The 18,606-nt window shown below is 75.0% G+C and carries 18 protein-coding genes; 10 read left to right on the forward strand and 8 right to left on the reverse strand.

Annotated elements, in window-relative coordinates:
• Positions 1-446: 446 nt before the first annotated feature.
• Positions 447-1,112 (reverse strand): VIT family protein, encoded by a 666-nt coding sequence (locus AB0F11_RS25640; RefSeq protein ID WP_362178209.1) that lies wholly within the window; start codon positions 1,110-1,112, stop codon positions 447-449.
• Between the two features lie 141 nt (positions 1,113-1,253).
• On the opposite strand from AB0F11_RS25640, the gene AB0F11_RS25645 reads away from it, so the two are divergent.
• A complete protein-coding gene (locus AB0F11_RS25645; protein ID WP_362178083.1) occupies positions 1,254-2,375 on the forward strand; it encodes a PP2C family protein-serine/threonine phosphatase in 1,122 nt (373 codons plus the stop codon).
• Between the two features lie 80 nt (positions 2,376-2,455).
• On the opposite strand, the gene AB0F11_RS25650 is transcribed toward AB0F11_RS25645, so the two are convergent.
• Positions 2,456-2,713: a hypothetical protein gene (locus AB0F11_RS25650; RefSeq protein ID WP_362178086.1), complete on the reverse strand. Its 258-nt coding sequence runs from the start codon at positions 2,711-2,713 to the stop codon at positions 2,456-2,458.
• Between the two features lie 106 nt (positions 2,714-2,819).
• Here AB0F11_RS25650 and AB0F11_RS25655 point away from each other — a divergent pair, with 106 nt between their 5' ends.
• The 4 genes from AB0F11_RS25655 to AB0F11_RS25670 all read left to right on the forward strand — a co-directional run bounded on the left by AB0F11_RS25655 (position 2,820) and on the right by AB0F11_RS25670 (position 6,548).
• Entirely contained in the window at positions 2,820-3,191 is a 372-nt protein-coding gene (locus AB0F11_RS25655) for an ArsC/Spx/MgsR family protein (RefSeq protein ID WP_362178089.1), read from the forward strand.
• Positions 3,192-3,256: 65 nt separating this feature from the next.
• Positions 3,257-4,864 carry a PLP-dependent aminotransferase family protein gene (locus tag AB0F11_RS25660; RefSeq protein ID WP_362178091.1) on the forward strand — a complete coding sequence of 536 codons (1,608 nt, stop codon included), beginning with the start codon at positions 3,257-3,259 and terminating at the stop codon, positions 4,862-4,864.
• Between the two features lie 45 nt (positions 4,865-4,909).
• Complete coding sequence (locus tag AB0F11_RS25665; RefSeq protein WP_362178093.1) at positions 4,910-5,446, forward strand: hypothetical protein; 537 nt, start codon at positions 4,910-4,912, stop codon at positions 5,444-5,446.
• Positions 5,447-5,561: 115 nt separating this feature from the next.
• Positions 5,562-6,548 (forward strand): hypothetical protein, encoded by a 987-nt coding sequence (locus AB0F11_RS25670; protein WP_362178095.1) that lies wholly within the window; start codon positions 5,562-5,564, stop codon positions 6,546-6,548.
• A 34-nt stretch (positions 6,549-6,582) separates the two neighbouring features.
• Here the strand turns inward: AB0F11_RS25670 and AB0F11_RS25675 are convergent, their stop codons facing one another.
• A complete protein-coding gene (locus AB0F11_RS25675) occupies positions 6,583-7,524 on the reverse strand; it encodes a Gfo/Idh/MocA family oxidoreductase (RefSeq protein WP_362178212.1) in 942 nt (313 codons plus the stop codon).
• Between the two features lie 218 nt (positions 7,525-7,742).
• Here AB0F11_RS25675 and glnII point away from each other — a divergent pair, with 218 nt between their 5' ends.
• Complete coding sequence (glnII, locus tag AB0F11_RS25680) at positions 7,743-8,762, forward strand: glutamine synthetase (RefSeq protein ID WP_362178096.1); 1,020 nt, start codon at positions 7,743-7,745, stop codon at positions 8,760-8,762.
• Positions 8,763-9,136: 374 nt separating this feature from the next.
• Positions 9,137-9,715, forward strand: a complete 579-nt coding sequence (locus AB0F11_RS25685; RefSeq protein ID WP_362178099.1) for a winged helix-turn-helix domain-containing protein — start codon at positions 9,137-9,139, stop codon at positions 9,713-9,715.
• 209 nt (positions 9,716-9,924) lie between these two features.
• Here the strand turns inward: AB0F11_RS25685 and AB0F11_RS25690 are convergent, their stop codons facing one another.
• Both AB0F11_RS25690 and AB0F11_RS25695 read right to left on the reverse strand, forming a co-directional pair.
• A complete protein-coding gene (locus AB0F11_RS25690) occupies positions 9,925-11,430 on the reverse strand; it encodes a PepSY domain-containing protein (RefSeq protein WP_362178102.1) in 1,506 nt (501 codons plus the stop codon).
• 85 nt (positions 11,431-11,515) lie between these two features.
• A complete protein-coding gene (locus AB0F11_RS25695) occupies positions 11,516-12,283 on the reverse strand; it encodes a hypothetical protein (protein ID WP_362178105.1) in 768 nt (255 codons plus the stop codon).
• A 69-nt stretch (positions 12,284-12,352) separates the two neighbouring features.
• On the opposite strand from AB0F11_RS25695, the gene AB0F11_RS25700 reads away from it, so the two are divergent.
• The 3 genes from AB0F11_RS25700 to AB0F11_RS25710 all read left to right on the forward strand — a co-directional run bounded on the left by AB0F11_RS25700 (position 12,353) and on the right by AB0F11_RS25710 (position 15,889).
• Complete coding sequence (locus AB0F11_RS25700; protein WP_362178108.1) at positions 12,353-12,955, forward strand: rhomboid-like protein; 603 nt, start codon at positions 12,353-12,355, stop codon at positions 12,953-12,955.
• A gap of 32 nt (positions 12,956-12,987) precedes the next feature.
• A complete protein-coding gene (locus AB0F11_RS25705) occupies positions 12,988-13,788 on the forward strand; it encodes a tyrosine-protein phosphatase (protein ID WP_362178110.1) in 801 nt (266 codons plus the stop codon).
• A 160-nt stretch (positions 13,789-13,948) separates the two neighbouring features.
• The gene (locus AB0F11_RS25710) at positions 13,949-15,889 is read left to right on the forward strand and encodes a hypothetical protein (protein ID WP_362178215.1); all 1,941 of its coding nucleotides are present in this window, start codon (positions 13,949-13,951) and stop codon (positions 15,887-15,889) included.
• On the opposite strand, the gene AB0F11_RS25715 is transcribed toward AB0F11_RS25710, so the two are convergent.
• The 3 genes from AB0F11_RS25715 to AB0F11_RS25725 form a co-directional block, all read right to left on the reverse strand.
• The gene (locus tag AB0F11_RS25715; protein ID WP_362178113.1) at positions 15,849-16,289 is read right to left on the reverse strand and encodes a MarR family transcriptional regulator; all 441 of its coding nucleotides are present in this window, start codon (positions 16,287-16,289) and stop codon (positions 15,849-15,851) included. The two genes, AB0F11_RS25710 and AB0F11_RS25715, sit on opposite strands and share 41 nt — an antisense overlap.
• Positions 16,290-16,300: 11 nt before the next feature.
• On the reverse strand, positions 16,301-17,188 hold the full coding sequence (locus AB0F11_RS25720) for an NmrA/HSCARG family protein (RefSeq protein ID WP_362178116.1): 888 nt from the start codon (positions 17,186-17,188) through the stop codon (positions 16,301-16,303).
• 143 nt (positions 17,189-17,331) lie between these two features.
• Complete coding sequence (locus AB0F11_RS25725; protein WP_362178118.1) at positions 17,332-18,498, reverse strand: serine hydrolase domain-containing protein; 1,167 nt, start codon at positions 18,496-18,498, stop codon at positions 17,332-17,334.
• Positions 18,499-18,606 lie beyond the last annotated feature (108 nt).

The raw sequence follows: 18,606 nt of genomic DNA on the forward strand, positions 1-18,606 counted from the left end.
CTGGCGCCGCAGGGCGTGGGGCGGCGCCCCGAGGAACCCGGCTCCGCCGGGCACCGGGCTCTGCCCGGACCCGCGCCTCAAACGCCGGCGGGGCTGGGTTTGCCGACCCCCGCTTCGACAGCGGGACGAGCACGGAATGGCCGGCCCCGGCCACAGGCGTCGGCGGAGCCGGTCGGGCCCCTGGGGCTCCGCCCCAGACCCCGCGCCTCAAACGCCGGCGAGGCTGAAGGTGCGGCCCTCGGCTTCGAAAGCAGGACGGGGCTGAAGGTGCCGGCCCTCGGCTTCGAAAGCAGGACGAGGCTGAAGGTGCCGGCCCTCGGCTTCGGAGGCGGGACGGGGCTGAAGGTGCCGGCCCTCGGCTTCGGAAGCGGGGCGGGGGTGAGTTTGCCGGGGGCTTCGGGAGCCGGGCGGGGCTGCCCCGGGTTCGGAGGTGCGGAGGCGGTGGCTCAGGCGGTGCCGAGCCAGGTGCCCACCGCGTAGGTGACCGCCATTGCCAGGGCGCCGCCGGTCACGTTGCGCAGGACCGCCCGGCCGGCAGGGGCACCGCCCAGGCGGGCGCTGACCACCCCGCACAGGACGAGCGCGGCCACCACGGCCGCCACCGTGATCGGCACCCGCCCGGAGGGCCCCGGCAGGACGATCGCCAGCAGCGGCAGCACGGCCCCCACCGTGAACGCGACCAGGCTGGCGAACGCCGCGTGCCAGGGGTTGGCCAGCTCGTCGGGGTTGATGCCGAGCTCCACCCGGGCATGGGCCCGCAGCGCGTCCCGCGCCGTCAGCTGCACCGCCGCCTCCCGCGCCAGCTCCCGGCTCAGCCCGCGGGCCGCCAGCAGCTCGGTCAGCTCCTCGAGCTCCGCCTCCGGCGCCTCGGCCAGCTCCCGCCGCTCCACGTCCAGCGCGGCCCGCTCGGAGTCCCGCTGGGAGCTGACCGACACGTACTCCCCCGCCGCCATCGACAAGGCCCCGGCCAGCAGCCCGGCCACCCCCGCCGCCAGGATCGCCGGGCGCGAGGTCGTCGCCCCGGCGACGCCGACCACCAGCCCGGCGGTGGAGATGATCCCGTCGTTCGCCCCGAGCACCCCCGCCCGCAGCCAGTTCAGCCGGGTGCTCATCGCCCCGCTCAGGTCGCCCTGCCCGCCCCGCGGGGCCGTCGCATCCGTCACGGGACCACTGTCGGCGTACGGGCGCCGGCGGGCCACCCGGCGGATCCGGTCCGGGGTGCGCGGCCCGGGGCCCCGTACCAGGGTGGAGGAGTGAGACGCCGACGCCAGGAGCCGGGCTGGCTGCGCGGGGAGCCACCGCCGCGCTGGGCCCGCATCGCGCCCGCGGTGGCCTTGGTGGTGCTGGTGCTCGCGCAGCGGATCACCCCGGGCGTCGAGCTGGGCTACTTCCTCGCCGGGGTGCCGCCGGTGGCGGCCTTCGCGTACGGGGCCGCGGGCACCGCCGTCTTCGCCGGGCTGGTGCTGGCCCTGCTCGGCGGGCCGTGGACAGGGGTGGCGCACCCGCACGGCGCGGACCTGGCCACGGTGGCCGCGATCGGGGTGCTCAGCGTGGTGATCGCCTGGGTCCGGCGGCGCCGCGACGCCCAGCTGGTCAGCGTACGGACCGTGGCGGAGGCGGCGCAGCTGGCGGTGCTGCCGCCGGTGCCGGACCGGGTCGGCCGGGTGCGCTGCGCCGGGCTGTACCGGGCGGCGCAGCGCGGCACGCTGGTCGGCGGGGACCTGTACGACGTACGGGCCGGGCCGTACGGGGTGCGGGCCCTGGTCGGGGACGTGCAGGGGCACGGCCTGGCCGCGGTCGGCACGGTGGCGGCGCTGCTCGGCGCGTTCCGCGAAGGGGTGCTGGACGATCCGGAGCTGACGGGTGTCGCCGCCCGGCTCGACCGCCGGCTGCTGGCGGACACCGCCGACGCGGCGGATTCGGGTGGTGCCTCCTGCGCGCGCCCGGAGCTGTTCGCCACGGCCCTGCTGCTGGAGTTCCCGCCCGGGCTGGAACTCGTACGGATCGTCTCGTGCGGGCATCCGCCGGCGCTCCTGCTGCGCGGCCGGTCGGTGTCCGAGGTGGCGGTGGAGCCCGGTCCGCCGCTCGGGCTCGGGCTCACCGGGGACACCGCCGCCGCCGTCACGGGCCTTCCGCTGCGGCCGGGCGACCGGCTGCTCGCCGTCACGGACGGGGTCACCGAGGCCCGCGACGCGGCCGGCCACTTCTACCCCCTGGCCACCCGCATCCCGGTCGTGGACACTCCCGCCTCGGCGGACCCGGCCGGCCTGGTCGGCGCCGTGTGGCAGGACCTCGTCACCTTCACCTCGGGCGGCCCGCGCGACGACGTGGCCCTGCTGGTGCTCTGCGCAGAGGACGGGACGCAGGTGTCGTGAGGAGGACGGGGAGCGGAAGCGGGTAGCACGAAACGGGCGGGGCGCCCCGGCCGAGCGCCGGAACACCCCGCCCCCAGCGCTCAGCCCGCGTTGCTCACGATGAACGCGCGCACCAGCTTGCACGTGGTGTTCGACGGCCGGTGGATGCCGGTCCGGACGGCCATGGTCCGGATCTTCCGGTTGGTGGCCCGCCGTGCGTCGTACGTCCCCGAGTCGAGCAGGGATATCGCCAGCCGCATCGCCTTCAGCCGGCGGTTGTGGCTCTCGTACCACTCCCGGGGCAGACCCGCGGGCAGCGGCTTCTTCTTGACGGGCCGAAGCATCGTGGCAGTGGCCATCTACAGCCTCCCAAACGGTAGTTGGCTTCCTGTCGTACTCCCTCGATTTTACGGCGGGCCACTGACAAAGGCCCTGGCCGGAGCGGCTCTGACTAGGCTGGGAGCCATGGAGATCTGGATCAACCCCGCCTGCTCGAAGTGCCGCAGCGCACTGACCCTGCTCGACGCCGAGGGCGCCGACTACACGGTGCGCCGCTACCTGGAGGACGTGCCCTCCGAGGACGAGATCCGCGAGGTGCTGGGCCGGCTCGGCCTGGAGCCCTGGGACATCACGCGCACCTCCGACCCCCTCGCGAAGGAGACCGGCGTACGGGAGCTGCCGCGCGAGGAGACCGAGGAGGCGCGGGCCCGCTGGATCGCCCACCTGGCGGCGCACCCGAAGCTCATCCAGCGGCCCATCATCACCGCGGAGGACGGCACGGCCGTGGTCGGGCGCTCGGAGGAGGCCGTCCGCGAGGCCCTCTCCCGCCGCGGCTGACCTCCGGCCGGCCTGCGCCGACACGCCGCGCCCGGGGTGCGGGGCCGCGCCGTACGCTCCCCGCCATGACCTCCGACGACACCGCCGACACCGGCGCCACCGACGGGGCCGCCGGCCCGGGTGGCGGCGCCGACCTGCACCTCGACCTCCCCGCGCACGGCTCCCGCCGCACCGCCCTCGCCAAGGCGCTGCGCGAAGCCGTGCGCAGCGGGCGGCTCGCCGGCGGGACCCGGCTGCCGCCCTACCGGGCCCTGGCCGCCGACCTCGGGCTGGCCCGCAACGCCGTCGCCGACGCGTACGCCGAGCTGGTGGCGGAGGGCTGGCTCACCGCCCGGCAGGGCTCCGGCACCCGGGTCGCCGAGGGGGCGGCCACCTCGGCCACCTCGGCCGCCTTGCACACCTCGGCCACCGCCTCGACCGCGGCCGGCGCGGCCGCGCCGCCGGCGACCCGGACCTGGCCCGTCCCCGCGGAACCCCGCCACGACATGCTGCAGGGCAAGCCCGACCCGGCCTCCTTCCCGCGGGGTCCGTGGTCCACCAGCGCCCGGCGGGCCCTCGCGCAGGCCCCGACCGAGGCCTTCGGCCCCGGGGATCCGCGGGGCCGGCCCGAGCTGCGGCGGGCGCTGGCCGCGTACCTGGCCCGGGCGCGGGGCGTGCGGACCGGCCCGGAGAACATCGTGGTCTGCTCCGGCTTCGCGAACGGGCTGCGCCTGCTCGCCTCCGTCCGGCCCCGCGACTGGGCGGTGGAGGAGTACGGACTCCCCTTCCACCACGGCGTCCTGGACGCCGCCGGGGTGCGGCCCCATCCGGTCCCGGTCGACGGGGGCGGGGCCCGTACCGACCTCGTCCCGGCGCGGGCGCGCACGCTGCTGCTCACCCCGGCGCACCAGTTCCCGACCGGTGTCAGCCTGCTGCCGGGGCGGCGGGCCGCCGCCGTGGAGTGGGCCCGTACGACGGGCGGGCTGATCGTGGAGGACGACTACGACGGGGAGTTCCGGTACGACCGCAAGCCGATCGGCGCCGTCCAGGGCCTGGATCCCGCCCGGGTCGTCTACGCGGGCTCGCTCAGCAAATCCCTGTCCCCCGCGGTCCGCCTCGGCTGGCTGGTGCTGCCGGACGACCTGGTCGAGCCGGTGCTCGCGGCGAAGGGGCTGCGGGAGTCCTGGGCGAGCGCCCTGGACCAGCTGGCGCTGGCCGACTTCGTCGAGTGCGGCGCGTACGACCGCCACGTCCGCCGCATGCGCGCCCGCTACCGCGGCCGCCGCGACCTGCTGGCCGCCGTCCTGGCGGCGCGCGCCCCGCACCTGCGGGTGACGGGCATCTCGGCGGGCCTGCACGCGGTGGTGGGACTCCCGCCCGGTACGGAGCGGGCCGCACTGGCCGCGGCGCACGCGGCGGGCATCTCCCTGGACGGCCTCTCCTCGTACCGCCACCCGGCAGCCAGGACCGCAGCCCCGGACCAGGCCGCCCCGGCCCGCGAGGGCCTGGTCGTCGGCTACGCAGCAGCCCCGGAAGCGGCCTTCACCCGGGCGGCACAAGCCCTGGCGACGGCGGTCGCCGCCGTCGGCGGCGCCGACACCGCCCCGCCGGCTTCCTCGTGTACGCCCTCACAGGCGCCCGCGCAGGCGCTCCGCATCCCGTCCTCATCCCGTCCTCACCCTCCCACCTCGTAGGGTGTGAAACCGAGTAAAAGGCAGATACCGGACCAAAGGAGCATCGTGCGCACACCGCTGAACCCGCAGCCTCCGACGGGCCCCCGTCCGGGCGTCCCCCCGGCCCGCCGCGGGTCCGACTGGATGTTCGGCGGGGTGTACGGGACCGTGCTCGCGTCTGCGCTGCTCGCCGCGCTCGACCGGGAGGGCGGGCCGTACCTGCCCTTCCAGGACGCCCTCTGGATCCTCGTCACCGCCGTGGCGGGGGGGCTCGCGCACGGGTACGCGCACCACATGGCCGAACACCGGACCGACTCCGCCGCCCACCGGTGGCGGCTGCTGGTGCGGGCCCTGTGGACCGAGTGGCCGATCGTCGCCGCCACCGCGCCCACCGTGCTGCTGCTGGTCCTGGCCGGGTTCGCGGGCTGGGACTCCACCGGGGTGACGGCCGTCGGGCTCGGCCTGAACACCGCGCTGTTGTTCGCCTTGGGCTCCTACGTGGCGCTCCGCGTCCGCTACCGGATCGGCTCGGCCCTGCTCATCGGCCTCGCGGACGCCACCATCGGCCTGGTCATCATCGTCGCCAACGCCGTTCTGAAATAAGTCAGTTTTCCGGCAGGCGGTTTCGATCGGGACCGTAGTGTGCGTGGCTGTCGCCGCCCGGGCTTTCGAAGGCGCTGGCCTGGTTCGGGGGGCCCGTTCCACGAACAGGAGACCCATGCGTACCGCACTGCTCAAGCACGGGCCGCGCGCGGCGGCCACATTGGCCGCGCTCGTTCTCACCGTTTCCCTTGGCGGTCCGGCCGCCGCCGGCACCACGGCCGGCACGGCAGCCGACAGCGCCACCGCCACCGCCACTGGTGGGGCGGACCTCGGCCGCCGGGCGCCGGTCCCGGTCGACGTGAAGGTCACCGCGTCCGGCATCGAGGCGCCGCTGACCGCGCAGGCGGGCCTGGTGTCCTTCCGGGTCACGACCGACGACCCGAACGGGCACCTCCTGCAGGCCTTCCGGCCGCACCCGGGCGTGAGCGCGGACCAGGTGCTGGCCGACCTCGCCAAGGCCGTCAGCCACCAGCCCGTCCCCACGGCCGAGGGCATCGCCGCGGTACGCGACCGGGCGGAGCTGTTCGGCGGGGCCCAGGTCACCCCGGCGGTGGCGGAGACCTTCACGACCCCGGTCAGCGCGGGCGAGGTCGTCCTGCTGGACTTCAGCGCCTTCCTCGCGGACCCGGCGCACCCGGTCACCCGCACGCTCCGGCTCCACGGCGGCCGGACGTACGGGACGGCCGAGAGCCTGATCGGCCCGAGCAGTCCGAGCAGCCCGGCGGGCGTCGCCGGCAGCCTCGTGCTCGAACGGGACACCGCGGACGGCCCCCGCTTCGAGGTCCACGGCCTGGACCGGGCCGGGGACAGCATCCTGGTGCACAACGCCTCGGACGAGCTGCACGAGATGGCGCTCCAGCCCGTCGCGCCCGGCACCACGGACGCGCAGCTCCAGGCCGTCTTCGACCGCGTTGCGCCCGGCCCGCTGCCCTACGCCGGACGGCCCGTCGGCCTCGGCATCGTCTCCCCGGGCCGCTCCGTGCTGCTGGAGACGCGGAACCTGCCGCCGGGCACGTACGTCCTGCTCTGCTTCGTCCCGGACGACGTCACCGGGCTCCCGCACGCGATCAAGGGCATGCACCAGGTCGTCGTCCTGGCCTGACGCCCCGCCACACCCCCGCCACTCCCCGGCCCGCTCAGGCCGGCAGCTGCGCCTCCGCCTGCGCCAGGATCTCCGTCAGCCGCGCCGCGAACCGCGCGTCGCGGGCGTCCGGCACCCCGGTGCGGGCGGCGGTGAGCAGCGCGTCCAGCGCGCGCCCGTACGCACCCGGTACGTCGGTCCAGTTGGGCAGCGAGAAGACGCCCTCGGCCCCGCGCACCTCAAGGCCCACCCCGGCCGCCGCGACGGGCGCGCCCAGGCTGAGCACGGCGGTGCTGGCCGCGCCCGAGGTGTGGCGCAGGGCCAGCTGGACCATGTCGGACGGCCCCCGGGCGGCGGTGACGGAGGTGACCTCGCCGAGGACCGGGATCAGGACGGACAGGGCGTGCGGACCGACGTCCCAGAGGCCGCCCTTGGCCTTGCGCCAGGGCGAGTCGGCGTACGCGCTGGGCGCGCCGTCGGGCGGGAAGACGGCGCCGAGCCAGTGGGCGCTCGCGCTGAACCAGCCGGAGCGGCCGGCCTGCTCCTCGACCCAGGCCGCGGCCGGGTCGGCGAAGCGGAGGGTGAGGAAGACGACGGAGGCGACGCCGTGGCGTTCGGCGGCGTCGGCGACGGCGCGGGCGTCCTCGACGGTGGTCGCGACGGGCTTGTCGAGCAGGAGCCCGCAGCCCGCGGCGGCGGCGCGGACGGCCAGCGGGGCCTGCACGTCGGGCGGGAGGGCGAAGGCGGCCACGTCGCAGTCGGCGAACAGCGCGTCGGGATCGTCGTACACCTTCACGCCGTACTCCTCCGCCAGCCCGGCCGCGGCCTCGGGGCGGCGGCCCCAGACCCCGGCGAACTCGGATCCGGCGTGGGCGGCCAGGGCGGGCGCGTGCGTACGGCGGGCCCAGGGGCCGGTGCCCAGCAGGCCGACGCGGGGACGGGCGGGCGGAGGGGTGAGTTCCGCGTCATCGCCGACGGGACTCAAATCGTACGAAATGCTCACCATGTCAGTCTGCCCCACTCGGACGGGTGTGCTGACACCGACCCGCACAAGCCACCCGAGCTGCGGAGTAAACCCCGGTAACACGGGGTTCACACACGGGCAACGGATGAGAAATCGCCACGGGGCACGCTGCGGACTACACCGCAGCACCGCCCACCGCAGCATCCGCAGAGCCTGCGCGGCGCGGCGCGACGCACCGAAGGATGGGGCCCGTGAGCTACAAGGCTGAGTACATCTGGATCGACGGCACCGCGCCGACGGCCAAGCTGCGCTCCAAGACGAAGATCCTCGCGGACGGCGCCGAGCTGCCGATCTGGGGCTTCGACGGTTCGAGCACCAACCAGGCCGAGGGACACGCCTCCGACCGCGTCCTGCAGCCGGTGTTCTCCTGCCCGGACCCGATCCGCGGCGGGAACGACGTCCTGGTGCTGTGCGAGGTGCTGAACATCGACATGACCCCGCACGAGTCGAACACCCGCGCGCTGCTGCGGCCGGTCGCCGAGAAGTTCGCCGGACAGGAGCCGATCTTCGGCATCGAGCAGGAGTACACCTTCTTCGACGGCCAGCGCCCGCTGGGCTTCCCGGTCGGCGGCTTCCCGGCGGCGCAGGGCGGCTACTACTGCGGTGTCGGCTCGGACGAGATCTTCGGCCGCGAGATCGTCGAGAAGCACCTCGACCACTGCCTGGCCGCGGGCCTGGACATCTCCGGCATCAACGCCGAGGTCATGCCCGGCCAGTGGGAGTTCCAGGTGGGCCCGCTCGGCCCGCTGGAGGTCGCGGACCAGCTGTGGGTCGCGCGCTGGCTGCTGTACCGCACCGCCGAGGACTTCAACGTCTCCGCGACGCTGAACCCGAAGCCGGTGAAGGGCGACTGGAACGGCGCGGGCGCGCACACCAACTTCTCCACGAAGGCGATGCGCGAGGACTACCGCGCGATCATCTCCGCGTGCGAGGCGCTGGGCGAGGGCAGCAAGCCCCTGGACCACGTCAAGAACTACGGCGCGGGCATCGACGAGCGTCTGACGGGTCTGCACGAGACCGCCCCGTGGAACGAGTTCAGCTACGGCGTCTCCGACCGCGGCGCCTCGGTCCGCATCCCGTGGCAGGTGGAGAAGGACGGCAAGGGCTACATCGAGGACCGCCGCCCGAACGCCAACGTGGACCCGTACGTGGTGACCCGCCTGATCACGGACACCTGCTGCACCGGCCTGGAGAAGGACGGCCTGGTCTGACCCGGCCTCCGACACCCGCCAACGCCCGCCGAACCCCCTTGGTCCGGCGGGCGTTGCCGTACCCCGGCCCCTGGATATGAGATTCCGATCCACCAGATGAGACGGGGTCTGCCCGGGGCGGCACGCGTCTGCTTCAATGGGCCCATGGCCAGCCATTCGCACACCTCGACCGGTCGCAGCGACCTCGAGCCGTTCTGGCCGTCCCGTCAGGATCACGACTTCGACCGGGTGTGTTGCCGCGCGACGAACGCGCCGGCCCTCTAAAGCCTCCCCGGGACTCGACCCGACCTTCCCGAGGCCTTCGGTCTGCGCGGTGCATCGACGACGTACGCACGTCTCCTGCCGACCACTCCGCGTGAAAGAGCTGACCACTCATGTCTCAGACCCGTTCCCTGACGTCCGCCGCCTCCGCTGCGACCGCACCCCTGCCCTTCCCCTCCAGTCCGCGACACCGGTTGCGCGCCGTGGCCCCGGACGAGGTCGCCCGGGTTGCCGACCTGCTGCCGCCCGGCGCCACATGGCTGCCCGCGCCGCAGCACTCCCTGCCGGCGCTCCCGGGCCAGCCGCCGATGGTCGGCTACCTGGTCCTCGTCCCCGCCGACCAGCAGCCGATCGCCTTCGCCCCCCAGTCCGTTCCCACCCCGCCCGCATCCCCGTCCACCACCACCGGTGACGCGCTGGTCCGCATCGACGCCGCGCAGCGCACCGCCGAGGTCGACGGCCAGGTACTGGACCTGACGTACCTGGAGTTCGAGCTGCTGGCCCACCTGGTGGCCCACCCGCACCGGGTGCACAGCCGGGACCAACTGGTCACCACGGTATGGGGCTACGGCCACGTCGGCGACGGCCGGACCGTGGACGTCCACGTGGCCCGCCTCCGCCGCAAACTGGGCACGGCCCACCGAGGCGCAATCCAAACGGTCCGCCGAGTGGGCTACAAGTACGCCCCCTGAACCAGCCCGCGCGGAGCTCCACCAGCCCGCGCGGAGCACCTCCAGCCCGCGCGGCGTTTGAGCGCAACGGGTCTGGGCGGAGCCCGGGAAACGGTGAAAGGGCGGGGTGGGGAACAGCCCCGCAGGGCCAACAGAACCCCGCAAAACAACGGTGGGCCCGTACTCCACACAGGAGTACGGGCCCACCGGCCGCTCCGGAGACGAGACGGCTACGCGGCGGCCCGCCGCCCCGCAACCGCGCCGAGCGCCACATCCACCACGAGGAAGACCAGAAGGCTGAGGCCGAGCAGCGGCACGAACCACCCCACCACCACCGTCACGCCGGCAAGCGGAAGCAGCACCCCCACCGGCACCTTGCGCCAGGCACCCCGCGGCTGCGCCCGCCCGACCGAGACCCTCCGCGACTTGGTGGGCCGTCGCAGCCACCACATCCGGTAGCCCCAGAACACCAGGAACATCAGCGCCACGGCCAGCCCGGCCAGGGCGATCTGGTTGACAAGCCCAAAGGTCAACCCCATGTGCAGGTCGATGCCGAAGCGGGTCAGCTTGGCGAGGACGGGGTAGTCGGAGAACCGCAGCACGTCGATGACCCGGCCGTCGGCGGGGTCGACGGCGACGGAGTCGAGGTGGACCGGGAACTGCCGGTCCTTCTCCTTGATGACGTAGCCCTTCCCCTTGGCCGGCAGCGTGACCTGCAGGGTGTCGGTGATGCCGGCGCGGTGCGCGGCGGCCACGGCGGCGTCGATGCCGATGTCGGCGGTGGGCGGCGCCGGCGGCATCTCCATGCCCTCGGTCATCACGTGCCCGGCGTGCTCGTTACCGCCGCCCGCCGCGTCCGAGCCGGCGGCGAGCTTCGCGGAGACCGACGGGGTGGCGCCGCCCAGGCGGTCCTGGAGCTGCCCGATGTTCTCACCGGCGTACTTCGACCAGGTCAGACCGGTGGCGGAGAGCGCGACGAGACCGGTGACGGCCCACAGGCCGACCGCACCGTGCCAGGAGAGCGTCTTGCGGCGGCCCGTGGCCTTGCGGTCGGGCAGGACCAGCTGCGCCTTGCGGGAGCGGCGCCGGCCGATCCACAGGGCGAGGCCGCCGAGGGCGACCACCCACAGCCAGCTCGCGGCGAGTTCGCTGTAGTTCCGGCCGAACTCGCCCAGCTGGAGGTTGGAGTGGAACTCGCTGAGCCAGGCGCGCAGCGGCAGCGCGTCGCCGGAGGTGGTCAGGGTGCCGTTGACCTCGGCCGTGTACGGGTCCACGAACACGGTGCGGTTCTTGCCCTCTTCGAGGCCCGGAACCTCCATGATCACGCGGGTGGTCGCCTCCGCGTCGGGGGCGGGCCACACGCCGACGACCTTGCCGGAGGGCTCGGCGCGTCGGGCCGCCGCGACCTGGTCGGCGAGCGTGAGCTCGTGGTCCCCGACCTGGGAGACGGTCAGCTCGTCGGCGTAGATGATCTTCTCGGCCTGCCAGGAGCCGGCGTAGAGCAGGCCGGTGGCCGCGGCCAGGAAGAGCAGGGGGGCTATCAGGACGCCCGCGTAGAAGTGCATGCGCAGCACCAGCGGCCGCAGCGCCGCCCAGCCACCGGACCGGGCAGGCACGGACGCAGGCGCGGACACGGACACGGATGCGGATGCGGATGCGGATGCAGTGGCGGCTTCGGCCGCCACGGGTATGTCGGCGTCCCGCGTGGGGGCGCCCTGGGCCTCGTCAAGAGACATGGTGGTCCTAAGGGTTGGCGAAGACTGGGGTGAACCGGCCCCAGGTCTCGCCTCCTCACCGCGACACGGGAGGTGCGCCGTTCGGTCAGGCGCAGGCAGGACGGCCGGGGGCCGTGGAGCGGGTGTCCGGCGGGAGCGGCGGCCCGCGGCGCACCAGGGCGTGGGCGTGCACGGCCCCGCGCAGCCGGCGCGGCCGCGGGTACGCGGGCCGGTGCGCCGGAGGCTGCGCAACGTCGGCCGCGCGGGCCCACAGCAGGGCGAGCGCGCGGGCGAGCGGCCGGGCCGCCAGCAGGGTGGTGGCGCCGGCGGCGGCGGCGAGCCGGAAGACGGCGGCCTCGCCCCGGGCGAGCCAGGCGGCGCAGAAGAGCGCGGCGAGCACGTGGGCGGCGAGCATGCCGAGCCCGCCGTGTCCGGCCATCGCGGCCATGCCGCCCAGATCACTCATGCCGTCCATGCCGCCCATGCCCTGCATCGGCGCGGACGCCGTCTCCGGCAGGGCGGCGGGCATGGGCATGCCCTGGACGTGGTGGTGGCCGGGCATCGGCTCGGGCAGGTGCCGTACGGCGTGACCGGCGGCCTCCCGTCCGGCCCGGCGGCCGGCCTGGCTGCCGGAGAAGAGGAGGTGCAGCACGCCCTGCACGGCGAGGAGGGCCGCGCTGATCCCCACGGGACCCCTGCGGCGGCCGGCGCCGAGCCAGGCGAGCCCGCCGGTCACGGCAAAGGCACCCAAAAGGCCCATCGCAGGAATATCTGCACCGGACATGTGCGAATGCCCCGCGGCACCCAATGCCGTGCACACCGCCGCGAACATCGCGGCCCGTGTGGCGCGCAGCGGCGCGGGGTTTCCTGACATGGCCGGAACATGCTCGCACAGGACGGACCCGGCTCCGTCCGCCGCAGGGCCGTATCCGATCATGGTCGGGTGAAGCCATTGCCATGGCCGCCGCCGATATCCGGCGCGGTGTACGCGGGAGGGGTCCAGCTCGGGGCGTACGCCCTGGAGGGACTGGGCGCGGACCGGCGGGACCGGGTGCTGCGCGGCTGCTCGACGAACGTCGACAATCTGGCCGCCGGGCGCTGGGAGACGCTGCTGAGCAGCGCCTTCGTCGTCGAGGAGCCCATGCCGCTGCCGTACGCGCTGCTGCTGGTCGCGGTGCTCGGGTACGCGGAGTACGCCCACGGCGCCTGGTGGACGGCCGCGGTGTTCCTGTTCGGGCACGTCACGGCGACGCTCCTCGTGTACGGGGTGCTGCACGGCAGGGCCGGCCGCGAGACCCGGCGGGCCCTGGACGTGGGGACGAGCTACGGGTTCAACGCGGTGCTCGGGGCGCTGACCTCGGCGCTGCCCCGCGGGCCGGTACGCACGGCCGCCCGGGCGGGGCTGCTGGCCGTCGCCGCGCAGCCGCTGCTGCGGCGGGGGCGCACGTTCACGGACGCCGGACACCTTGCGGCCCTCGGCGTGGGGGTCGGGCTCTCACTGGTCTTCGATTACCTATCCCGCCCAAATCGTCCGAAAATCGGATGACCCTGCACTCTTCCCCTGCTGGAGCCGCCACGATGACCGCCACCGCCACCCCCTCCACCACCGTCGCCAACCTCCGCGACCTGGGCGGCACCCCGCTCGCCGGCGGCCGGACCGTCCGCCACGGCCTGGTCCTGCGCTCCGGCCAGCTCGACCGCCTCGACGTCGACACCGACCCGGTGGTGGCCGCGCTCGGCCTGCGCACGGTCATCGACTTCCGCACCGCCGCCGAGCGCGCCGCCCACCCGGACCGGATACCCGCCGATGTGCGCCTGCTGATCAGCGACGTGCTCGCCGACAAGCTGAACGCCGGGCAGATCCCGGCCGCCACCCAGCTCAAGGACCTGCTGTCCGACCCGGCCGTGGCGGAGGAGCACCTCGGCGGCGGCAAGGTCCAGGCCCTGTTCGCCGACACCTACCGGTCGCTCGTGAACACCGCCTCCGCGCAGGCCGGGTACCGCCTGCTGCTCACCGAGCTCGCCGATCCCGAGGCGGGCCCGCTGCTCTTCCACTGCACGGCCGGCAAGGACCGCACCGGGTGGGGCGCCACCGTCGTCCTGGCGCTGCTCGGCGCGGACGAGGACACCCTGATGGCCGAATACCTGTCGGTGAACCCGGCGGTGAAGCAGGCCTTCGCACGGATGATCGAGGGCTTCACGATGGCCGGCGGGAACCCGGACATCGCGCTCGGGCTGATCGGGGTCTTCCCCGTGTACCTGGAGGCCGCGCTCGACGAGGTCCGCACCCGCTACGGCTCGATGGAGAAGTACGTCCGCGAGGGGCTCGGCGTCTCCGACGAGACGGTCGACGCCCTGCGCGCCCGCCTCACGGCGTGACCGCCCGACGGCATCCGGGCATGACGCCCTGACCTGGGCCGCAGCGGCTCCGGCGGGGCCCCGGTCAAGGCCCCGCACCCCGTCCCGCCCTGGGCCCTGCCGGGCGGGACGACCCGAAGGTGTGCGCCGCGGGCGGTGACCGTCCGGCGATTCGCTCGTTCTGCTGAACGTGACTGCGCCGGACACCGCCACCCGCCTCCCGTCTTCCGTGCCGCCCGACGTCGAGCAGGCCGAGGCCGCCATCGTCGAGCACTACCCGCGGCTGGTGCGGCTCGCCTACCTGGTGCTGCCGCCCTCCCTGGGCCGCCACCGGCGGGTGCTCACTGCCCATGCGATGGTTCAGCGGGCCCTGCCGCGCGGCCGGCGGTCCGGTGGCGGGGCCGCGCAGGGGAGCCTGCCCGGCCAGCGCGGGGCGACCGGCGGCGACGCCGGGTACGCCTACGTCCGGCTGCGCGTGCTGCGCTCGGCCCTGGAGGCCGGGGTCCCGCTGAGCTTGCGGGCCCGGCCGAAGCGGGCCCAGCTGCCCGCGCTGCTGCCGCAGGTGTGGGGGCTGCGGCTGTTCCCGCGCTCGGGCGGAGCCGAGGAACTGGCCCTGGACCAGTGGCTGGCCACGCTCGACGGGCCCGGCCGGGCGGCCTGCGTGCTGCGGGCCCTGGAACGCCTGCCGGAGCCGGAGGTCCTGCGGGTGCTCACCGAGGCCGGGGTCGCCAACCCGGCCGCAGCCGTCGCGGAATCCGGCGATCCCGTGCACGACGCCCTGTTCACCTCCCCCGAGTTCGACCCCTGCGTCCTTCAGGCCCGGCCCACCGACCTGCTGCGCCGCCGCCGTTTCGCGCGGGCCGCCCTGGCCGCCGGCGCGGCGCTCGCCGTGTGCGGGGCGCTGCTCGCACTGCCGGGCGGCGGCTGGGGCGGGGACGGCGCCGCGGCCCCGCCGTACGCGCGCAACGCCGCATCGGAGCAGGCCCTGGACCCCGGCAAGCTGATCCGGGTCCAGCCCACGCTGTGGCGCACCTCCTCCCGTACGGGCTTCTCCACCTGGCCCGCCCGCGGCGACCGCGTCGACGACACCGCCCTGCTGCGGCGGGCGCTTGCCGTGTGGGCCCGGCCCGGCAAGTCCGTCGTCGCCTCCGCCACCCCCGGTACCCCGCCGGGGCCGCCGATGGGCCCGCCACAGCTGCTGTTCGCCGGCACCGTCGACCAGGCGGTCGTGGTCCTGCTGTACGACGGCCTGCGCATCGTGCGGTACGCCGAACCCCGCGACGGCACCTCGGTCGCCGCCCTCGACTTCGCCCGCACCGACGGCGCCTCGGCAGAGTCCGCCACCGCGCTGGTGCTCAGCCGCGTCGACGGCAACGTCCGCTACCTGACCGCCCCGTGGGTGACCGGCGCCGCGACCCGGGACCTGCTCAAGCCCGGCGAGGCCCCGACCACCCTGAAGCTGGGCCCGGACGGGCTCACCCCGCCGGTGCTCAGCCCCGCGCCCGGCGGGAGCTGCACCAGCTGGAACGCGCTGGCGCTGACCGGCGACGGAACCACCCGCCTGGTCACGGACCTCGGCGAGCTGACCGCGGCCCGACTGACCTCGGGCGCCCCGGGCTCGGAGCGCGACGTGACGGAGGGCGCCGAGCTGGGCGACTGGTCACGCACCGCGTGCCTGCTGGCCTCGGTCCGCTCCCACGGCGTCCGCAGCGTCAACGCCTGGACCTACGCCAAGCAGACCCTGCCCGAGGGCGACGGCACGGCGACCTGGCTGTGCAGCCGTGCCGAGACCTGGGCGGGCGTGCAGGACCGGGTGCAGGCCCAGTTCCTGGCGCCCGGCACCCCGGTGGCGGCGCAGGCGGCCCAGGCGGAGGGCTCGCCGGCCTGCGGGCCACGGGAGCCGCGGGTCCTGGCGGGTGTGCTGTGGAAGTCGAAGGCGGGCCAGTGGTACGTCCTGGCGTCGGGCAGTGCGCAGTTCGCGTCGCTGTCGGTGTCGGGCGGCGGCGTGAGCGGGGCCGCGACGGGCAACCGGCTGGCGGTGAAGGCGCCGGCGGGAGCCCAGGTCGAGCTGTCGGGCAAGCTCACGGACGGGACGAAGGCCGGGGTATTGGGCCGGGGCTAGCCTCCAGGTTCCGCGTCATGCGTTCCAGCACGAGCACGGCCGTCCGGTACTCCTCCTGGGAGATCCCGGCCGTGCACTGCTCGCGGAACGCATCGACGCGCTCGGCGACTTCGCCCAGCCGTCGGCTCCCGCCGGAGGTGAGGGCGAGTCGGCCCGGCGCAGGCCGCTCCGCCCAGCCGTCGGCCAGGACGCTGCGGATGGCGGCATCGAGCACGGCAACGTCGGCATGGGCGGCCAGTACGGCCCGGACATCACTGTCGGCGGCGGTACCGGATGCGTCCCGGACGACATTGAGGACCTGCCAGGCGAGGCGCGTGAGGCCGAACTGTCCAAGCATCTCGTCCATGGAGCGGGTGAGGGCCTGGTCGGTGCGGTTGAGCCAGTAGCCGATGGGTTTCACGGACGTGCTCCTCAGTGGTGGGCGGGGGCGGGTGCGGCGGCCAGGAGGGCGGCCCAGTCCTGGCCGACGGCCCAGTCGGCGAAGGTGTGCCAGCCGACCTCGGGGAAGTCGCGGCGCAGCGCGGCGGTGTCGACGGTGAGGCCGCGGGTGGTGAAGTACTCGAACATGGCGGCGAGATCGTCGGAGAAGTCCCGGACGTGGGCCAGGGGCACTTCGCGGTGGACGATCGGACGCCCGGCGGCGGCCGCGAGGACCTCCGCCATGCCGGCGGCGGTGAGCTCGTCGGAGGCGATGTCGATGCGGCGGCCGACGAACTCGTCGCGGCGCTGCAGGGCCAGCGCGGCGAACGCGCCGATGTCGCAGGCGGGTATGAGGGTGAGCGGAACGTGCGCGGGCATGGGCCAGGCGAACGCCCCCTCGCGCAGCCCGTCGAGGGTCCAGCCGCTGGTGTAGTTGTCCATGAACGCCGCCGGGGCGATCACGGTCCAGGGCACGCCGGACGCCTGCAGGTGCTGCTCGATGGCGTACTTGCTGTCGTAGTGCGGGACGCCCGTCGCGCGGTCGGCATGCGCGGCGGAGGTGAACACGATGTGCCCGACGCCTGCACCGGCCGCTGCATCGACGAGGGACACACCCTGCCGGACCTCGGTGGCGGTATCGGTCCCGAACGGGGTGGTGACCGCGAAGAGCGAATCCGCCCCGGCGAGCGCGGCGTCGAGCGAGCCCCGGTCGTCGAAGTCGGCGCGGCACACCTCGGCCCCGAGGCGGCGCAGGGCGTCGGCGGCAGGCGCGTCCGGCTGCCGGGTCAGGGCGCGGACCCGGTGTCCGGCGGCGATCAGGGCGCGAGTGGTGGCCCCGCCCTGGGCGCCGGTGGCTCCGGTGACGGCGATGGTGAGCATGGTTCCCCCTGGAGAATCCCTGGTCAACGCAGTCTCCTGCGTGACGCAATTGCTTCGTCACACAGAAGACTAGGGGATTCCCCTGCGCCGCGCAGGCATTTCGAAATGTGACTTGCGTCACACCACCAAGGGGCCGCCCCCGCTCAGCCGCCCACGGCCTCCCGGATGGCGGCCGCCACGCGCATCGAGGTGCCGTCGGCGCCGCCGAGGGTGAGACGGCTGCGGGTGAAGGCGAAGGCCAGGCCGCGGCGCGGGTCGGCGAAGGCGAGGCTGCCGCCGCTGCCCTGATGGCCGAAGGCGGTGGGCTCGCGGTCCGACTCGGGCAGGCCGAGGAAGTACCCCAGGCCCTTCGGAACCGGGGCACCCAGGACCCGGTCCCACTCCGCCGTCTGCAAGGCGTACAGCAGCGGCAGGCGCTCGGCCGGCAGGAGCCGGACCCCGTCCACCTCGCCGAGCAGCGCGGCGTACATCCGGGCGGCGGCCCGCGCGGTCATGGTCCCGCCGGCCGGGACGTCCGCCGCCAGGTACGCGGGCCGGTTCGCGAGCTCGGCGGCGGGCCACACCGAGCGGTTCGGCACCGCCGTCAGGAGCGGCGCGTCCGCGGGCAGCCCGGCCAGCATCGCGTCCCAACTGCCCGCCAGCAGCGGCACCACGCGGTACACCTGGCCGGCGGGCACGCCGAACAGGAGCGAGTCGGCGACGCCGAGCGGCTCGGCGACGTGGCGGCGCAGGGCCTCGGAGACGGTGAGCCCGGTGGCGCGGCGCACGGTCTCGCCGACGATCCAGGCGTAGCTCCAGCCGTGGTAGCCGGTGGCGGTGCCCGGCTCCCACCGGGGCACCTGGCCGGCGACCACCGCGCACATCCGGTCCCAGTCGCACAGCTCCTGCGGGGTGAGGCCGGACGGCAGCTGCGGGATGCCGATCCGGTGGGTCAGCGCGTGGCGGAGGGTGGCACCGCCCTTGCCGTGGACGGCGAACTCGGGCCAGCGGTCGGCGATCGGGGCGTCGAGATCGAGCAGCCCGCGCTCGGCCAGGACGTGGACCAGGGTCGCGGTGACGCCCTTGCCGGTGGAGTAGCTGTGGAAGAGGGAGTCCGAGTCCACCAGGCGGCCACCGCCCTCGCCCGCGGCGTCCTCACCCACCGCGCCCTCACCCACCGCTCCCCCGCCCACCGCGCCCTCGTACGTACCCGCGTACGCGTCCACGATCAGCTCGCCGCGCAGGTACGCCGCCACCTGCACCGCGGATTCCCGCCCGGCATCGACCGCGGCCCGCAGGATGCCCTCGACCCGCGCCTGTACGTCTGCCATCCGAACTCCCCCTGGTGGAAGGCCCGATGAACCCGGGCCGCTCGGTTCGATCAACGCTCGCGGGCAGCTCAGGAAGTCCCGGCAGAGGGGTTTTCCTCCCCGGGCACG

This window comes from Streptomyces sp. NPDC032472 (genome assembly GCF_040636955.1).
In the GTDB taxonomy this organism is placed as follows: domain Bacteria; phylum Actinomycetota; class Actinomycetes; order Streptomycetales; family Streptomycetaceae; genus Streptomyces.

Coding starts and splice junctions, on each gene's coding strand:
- AB0F11_RS25650 (WP_362178086.1), bottom strand. CDS start 2,713: ATGGCCACTGCCACGATGCTTCGGCCCGTCAAGAAGAAGCCGCTGCCC.
- AB0F11_RS25660 (WP_362178091.1), top strand. CDS start 3,257: ATGACCTCCGACGACACCGCCGACACCGGCGCCACCGACGGGGCCGCC.
- AB0F11_RS25695 (WP_362178105.1), bottom strand. CDS start 12,283: ATGTCAGGAAACCCCGCGCCGCTGCGCGCCACACGGGCCGCGATGTTC.
- AB0F11_RS25725 (WP_362178118.1), bottom strand. CDS start 18,498: ATGGCAGACGTACAGGCGCGGGTCGAGGGCATCCTGCGGGCCGCGGTC.
- AB0F11_RS25670 (WP_362178095.1), top strand. CDS start 5,562: ATGCGTACCGCACTGCTCAAGCACGGGCCGCGCGCGGCGGCCACATTG.
- AB0F11_RS25640 (WP_362178209.1), bottom strand. CDS start 1,112: ATGAGCACCCGGCTGAACTGGCTGCGGGCGGGGGTGCTCGGGGCGAAC.
- AB0F11_RS25720 (WP_362178116.1), bottom strand. CDS start 17,188: ATGCTCACCATCGCCGTCACCGGAGCCACCGGCGCCCAGGGCGGGGCC.
- AB0F11_RS25705 (WP_362178110.1), top strand. CDS start 12,988: ATGACCGCCACCGCCACCCCCTCCACCACCGTCGCCAACCTCCGCGAC.
- AB0F11_RS25685 (WP_362178099.1), top strand. CDS start 9,137: ATGTCTCAGACCCGTTCCCTGACGTCCGCCGCCTCCGCTGCGACCGCA.
- AB0F11_RS25655 (WP_362178089.1), top strand. CDS start 2,820: ATGGAGATCTGGATCAACCCCGCCTGCTCGAAGTGCCGCAGCGCACTG.
- AB0F11_RS25690 (WP_362178102.1), bottom strand. CDS start 11,430: ATGTCTCTTGACGAGGCCCAGGGCGCCCCCACGCGGGACGCCGACATA.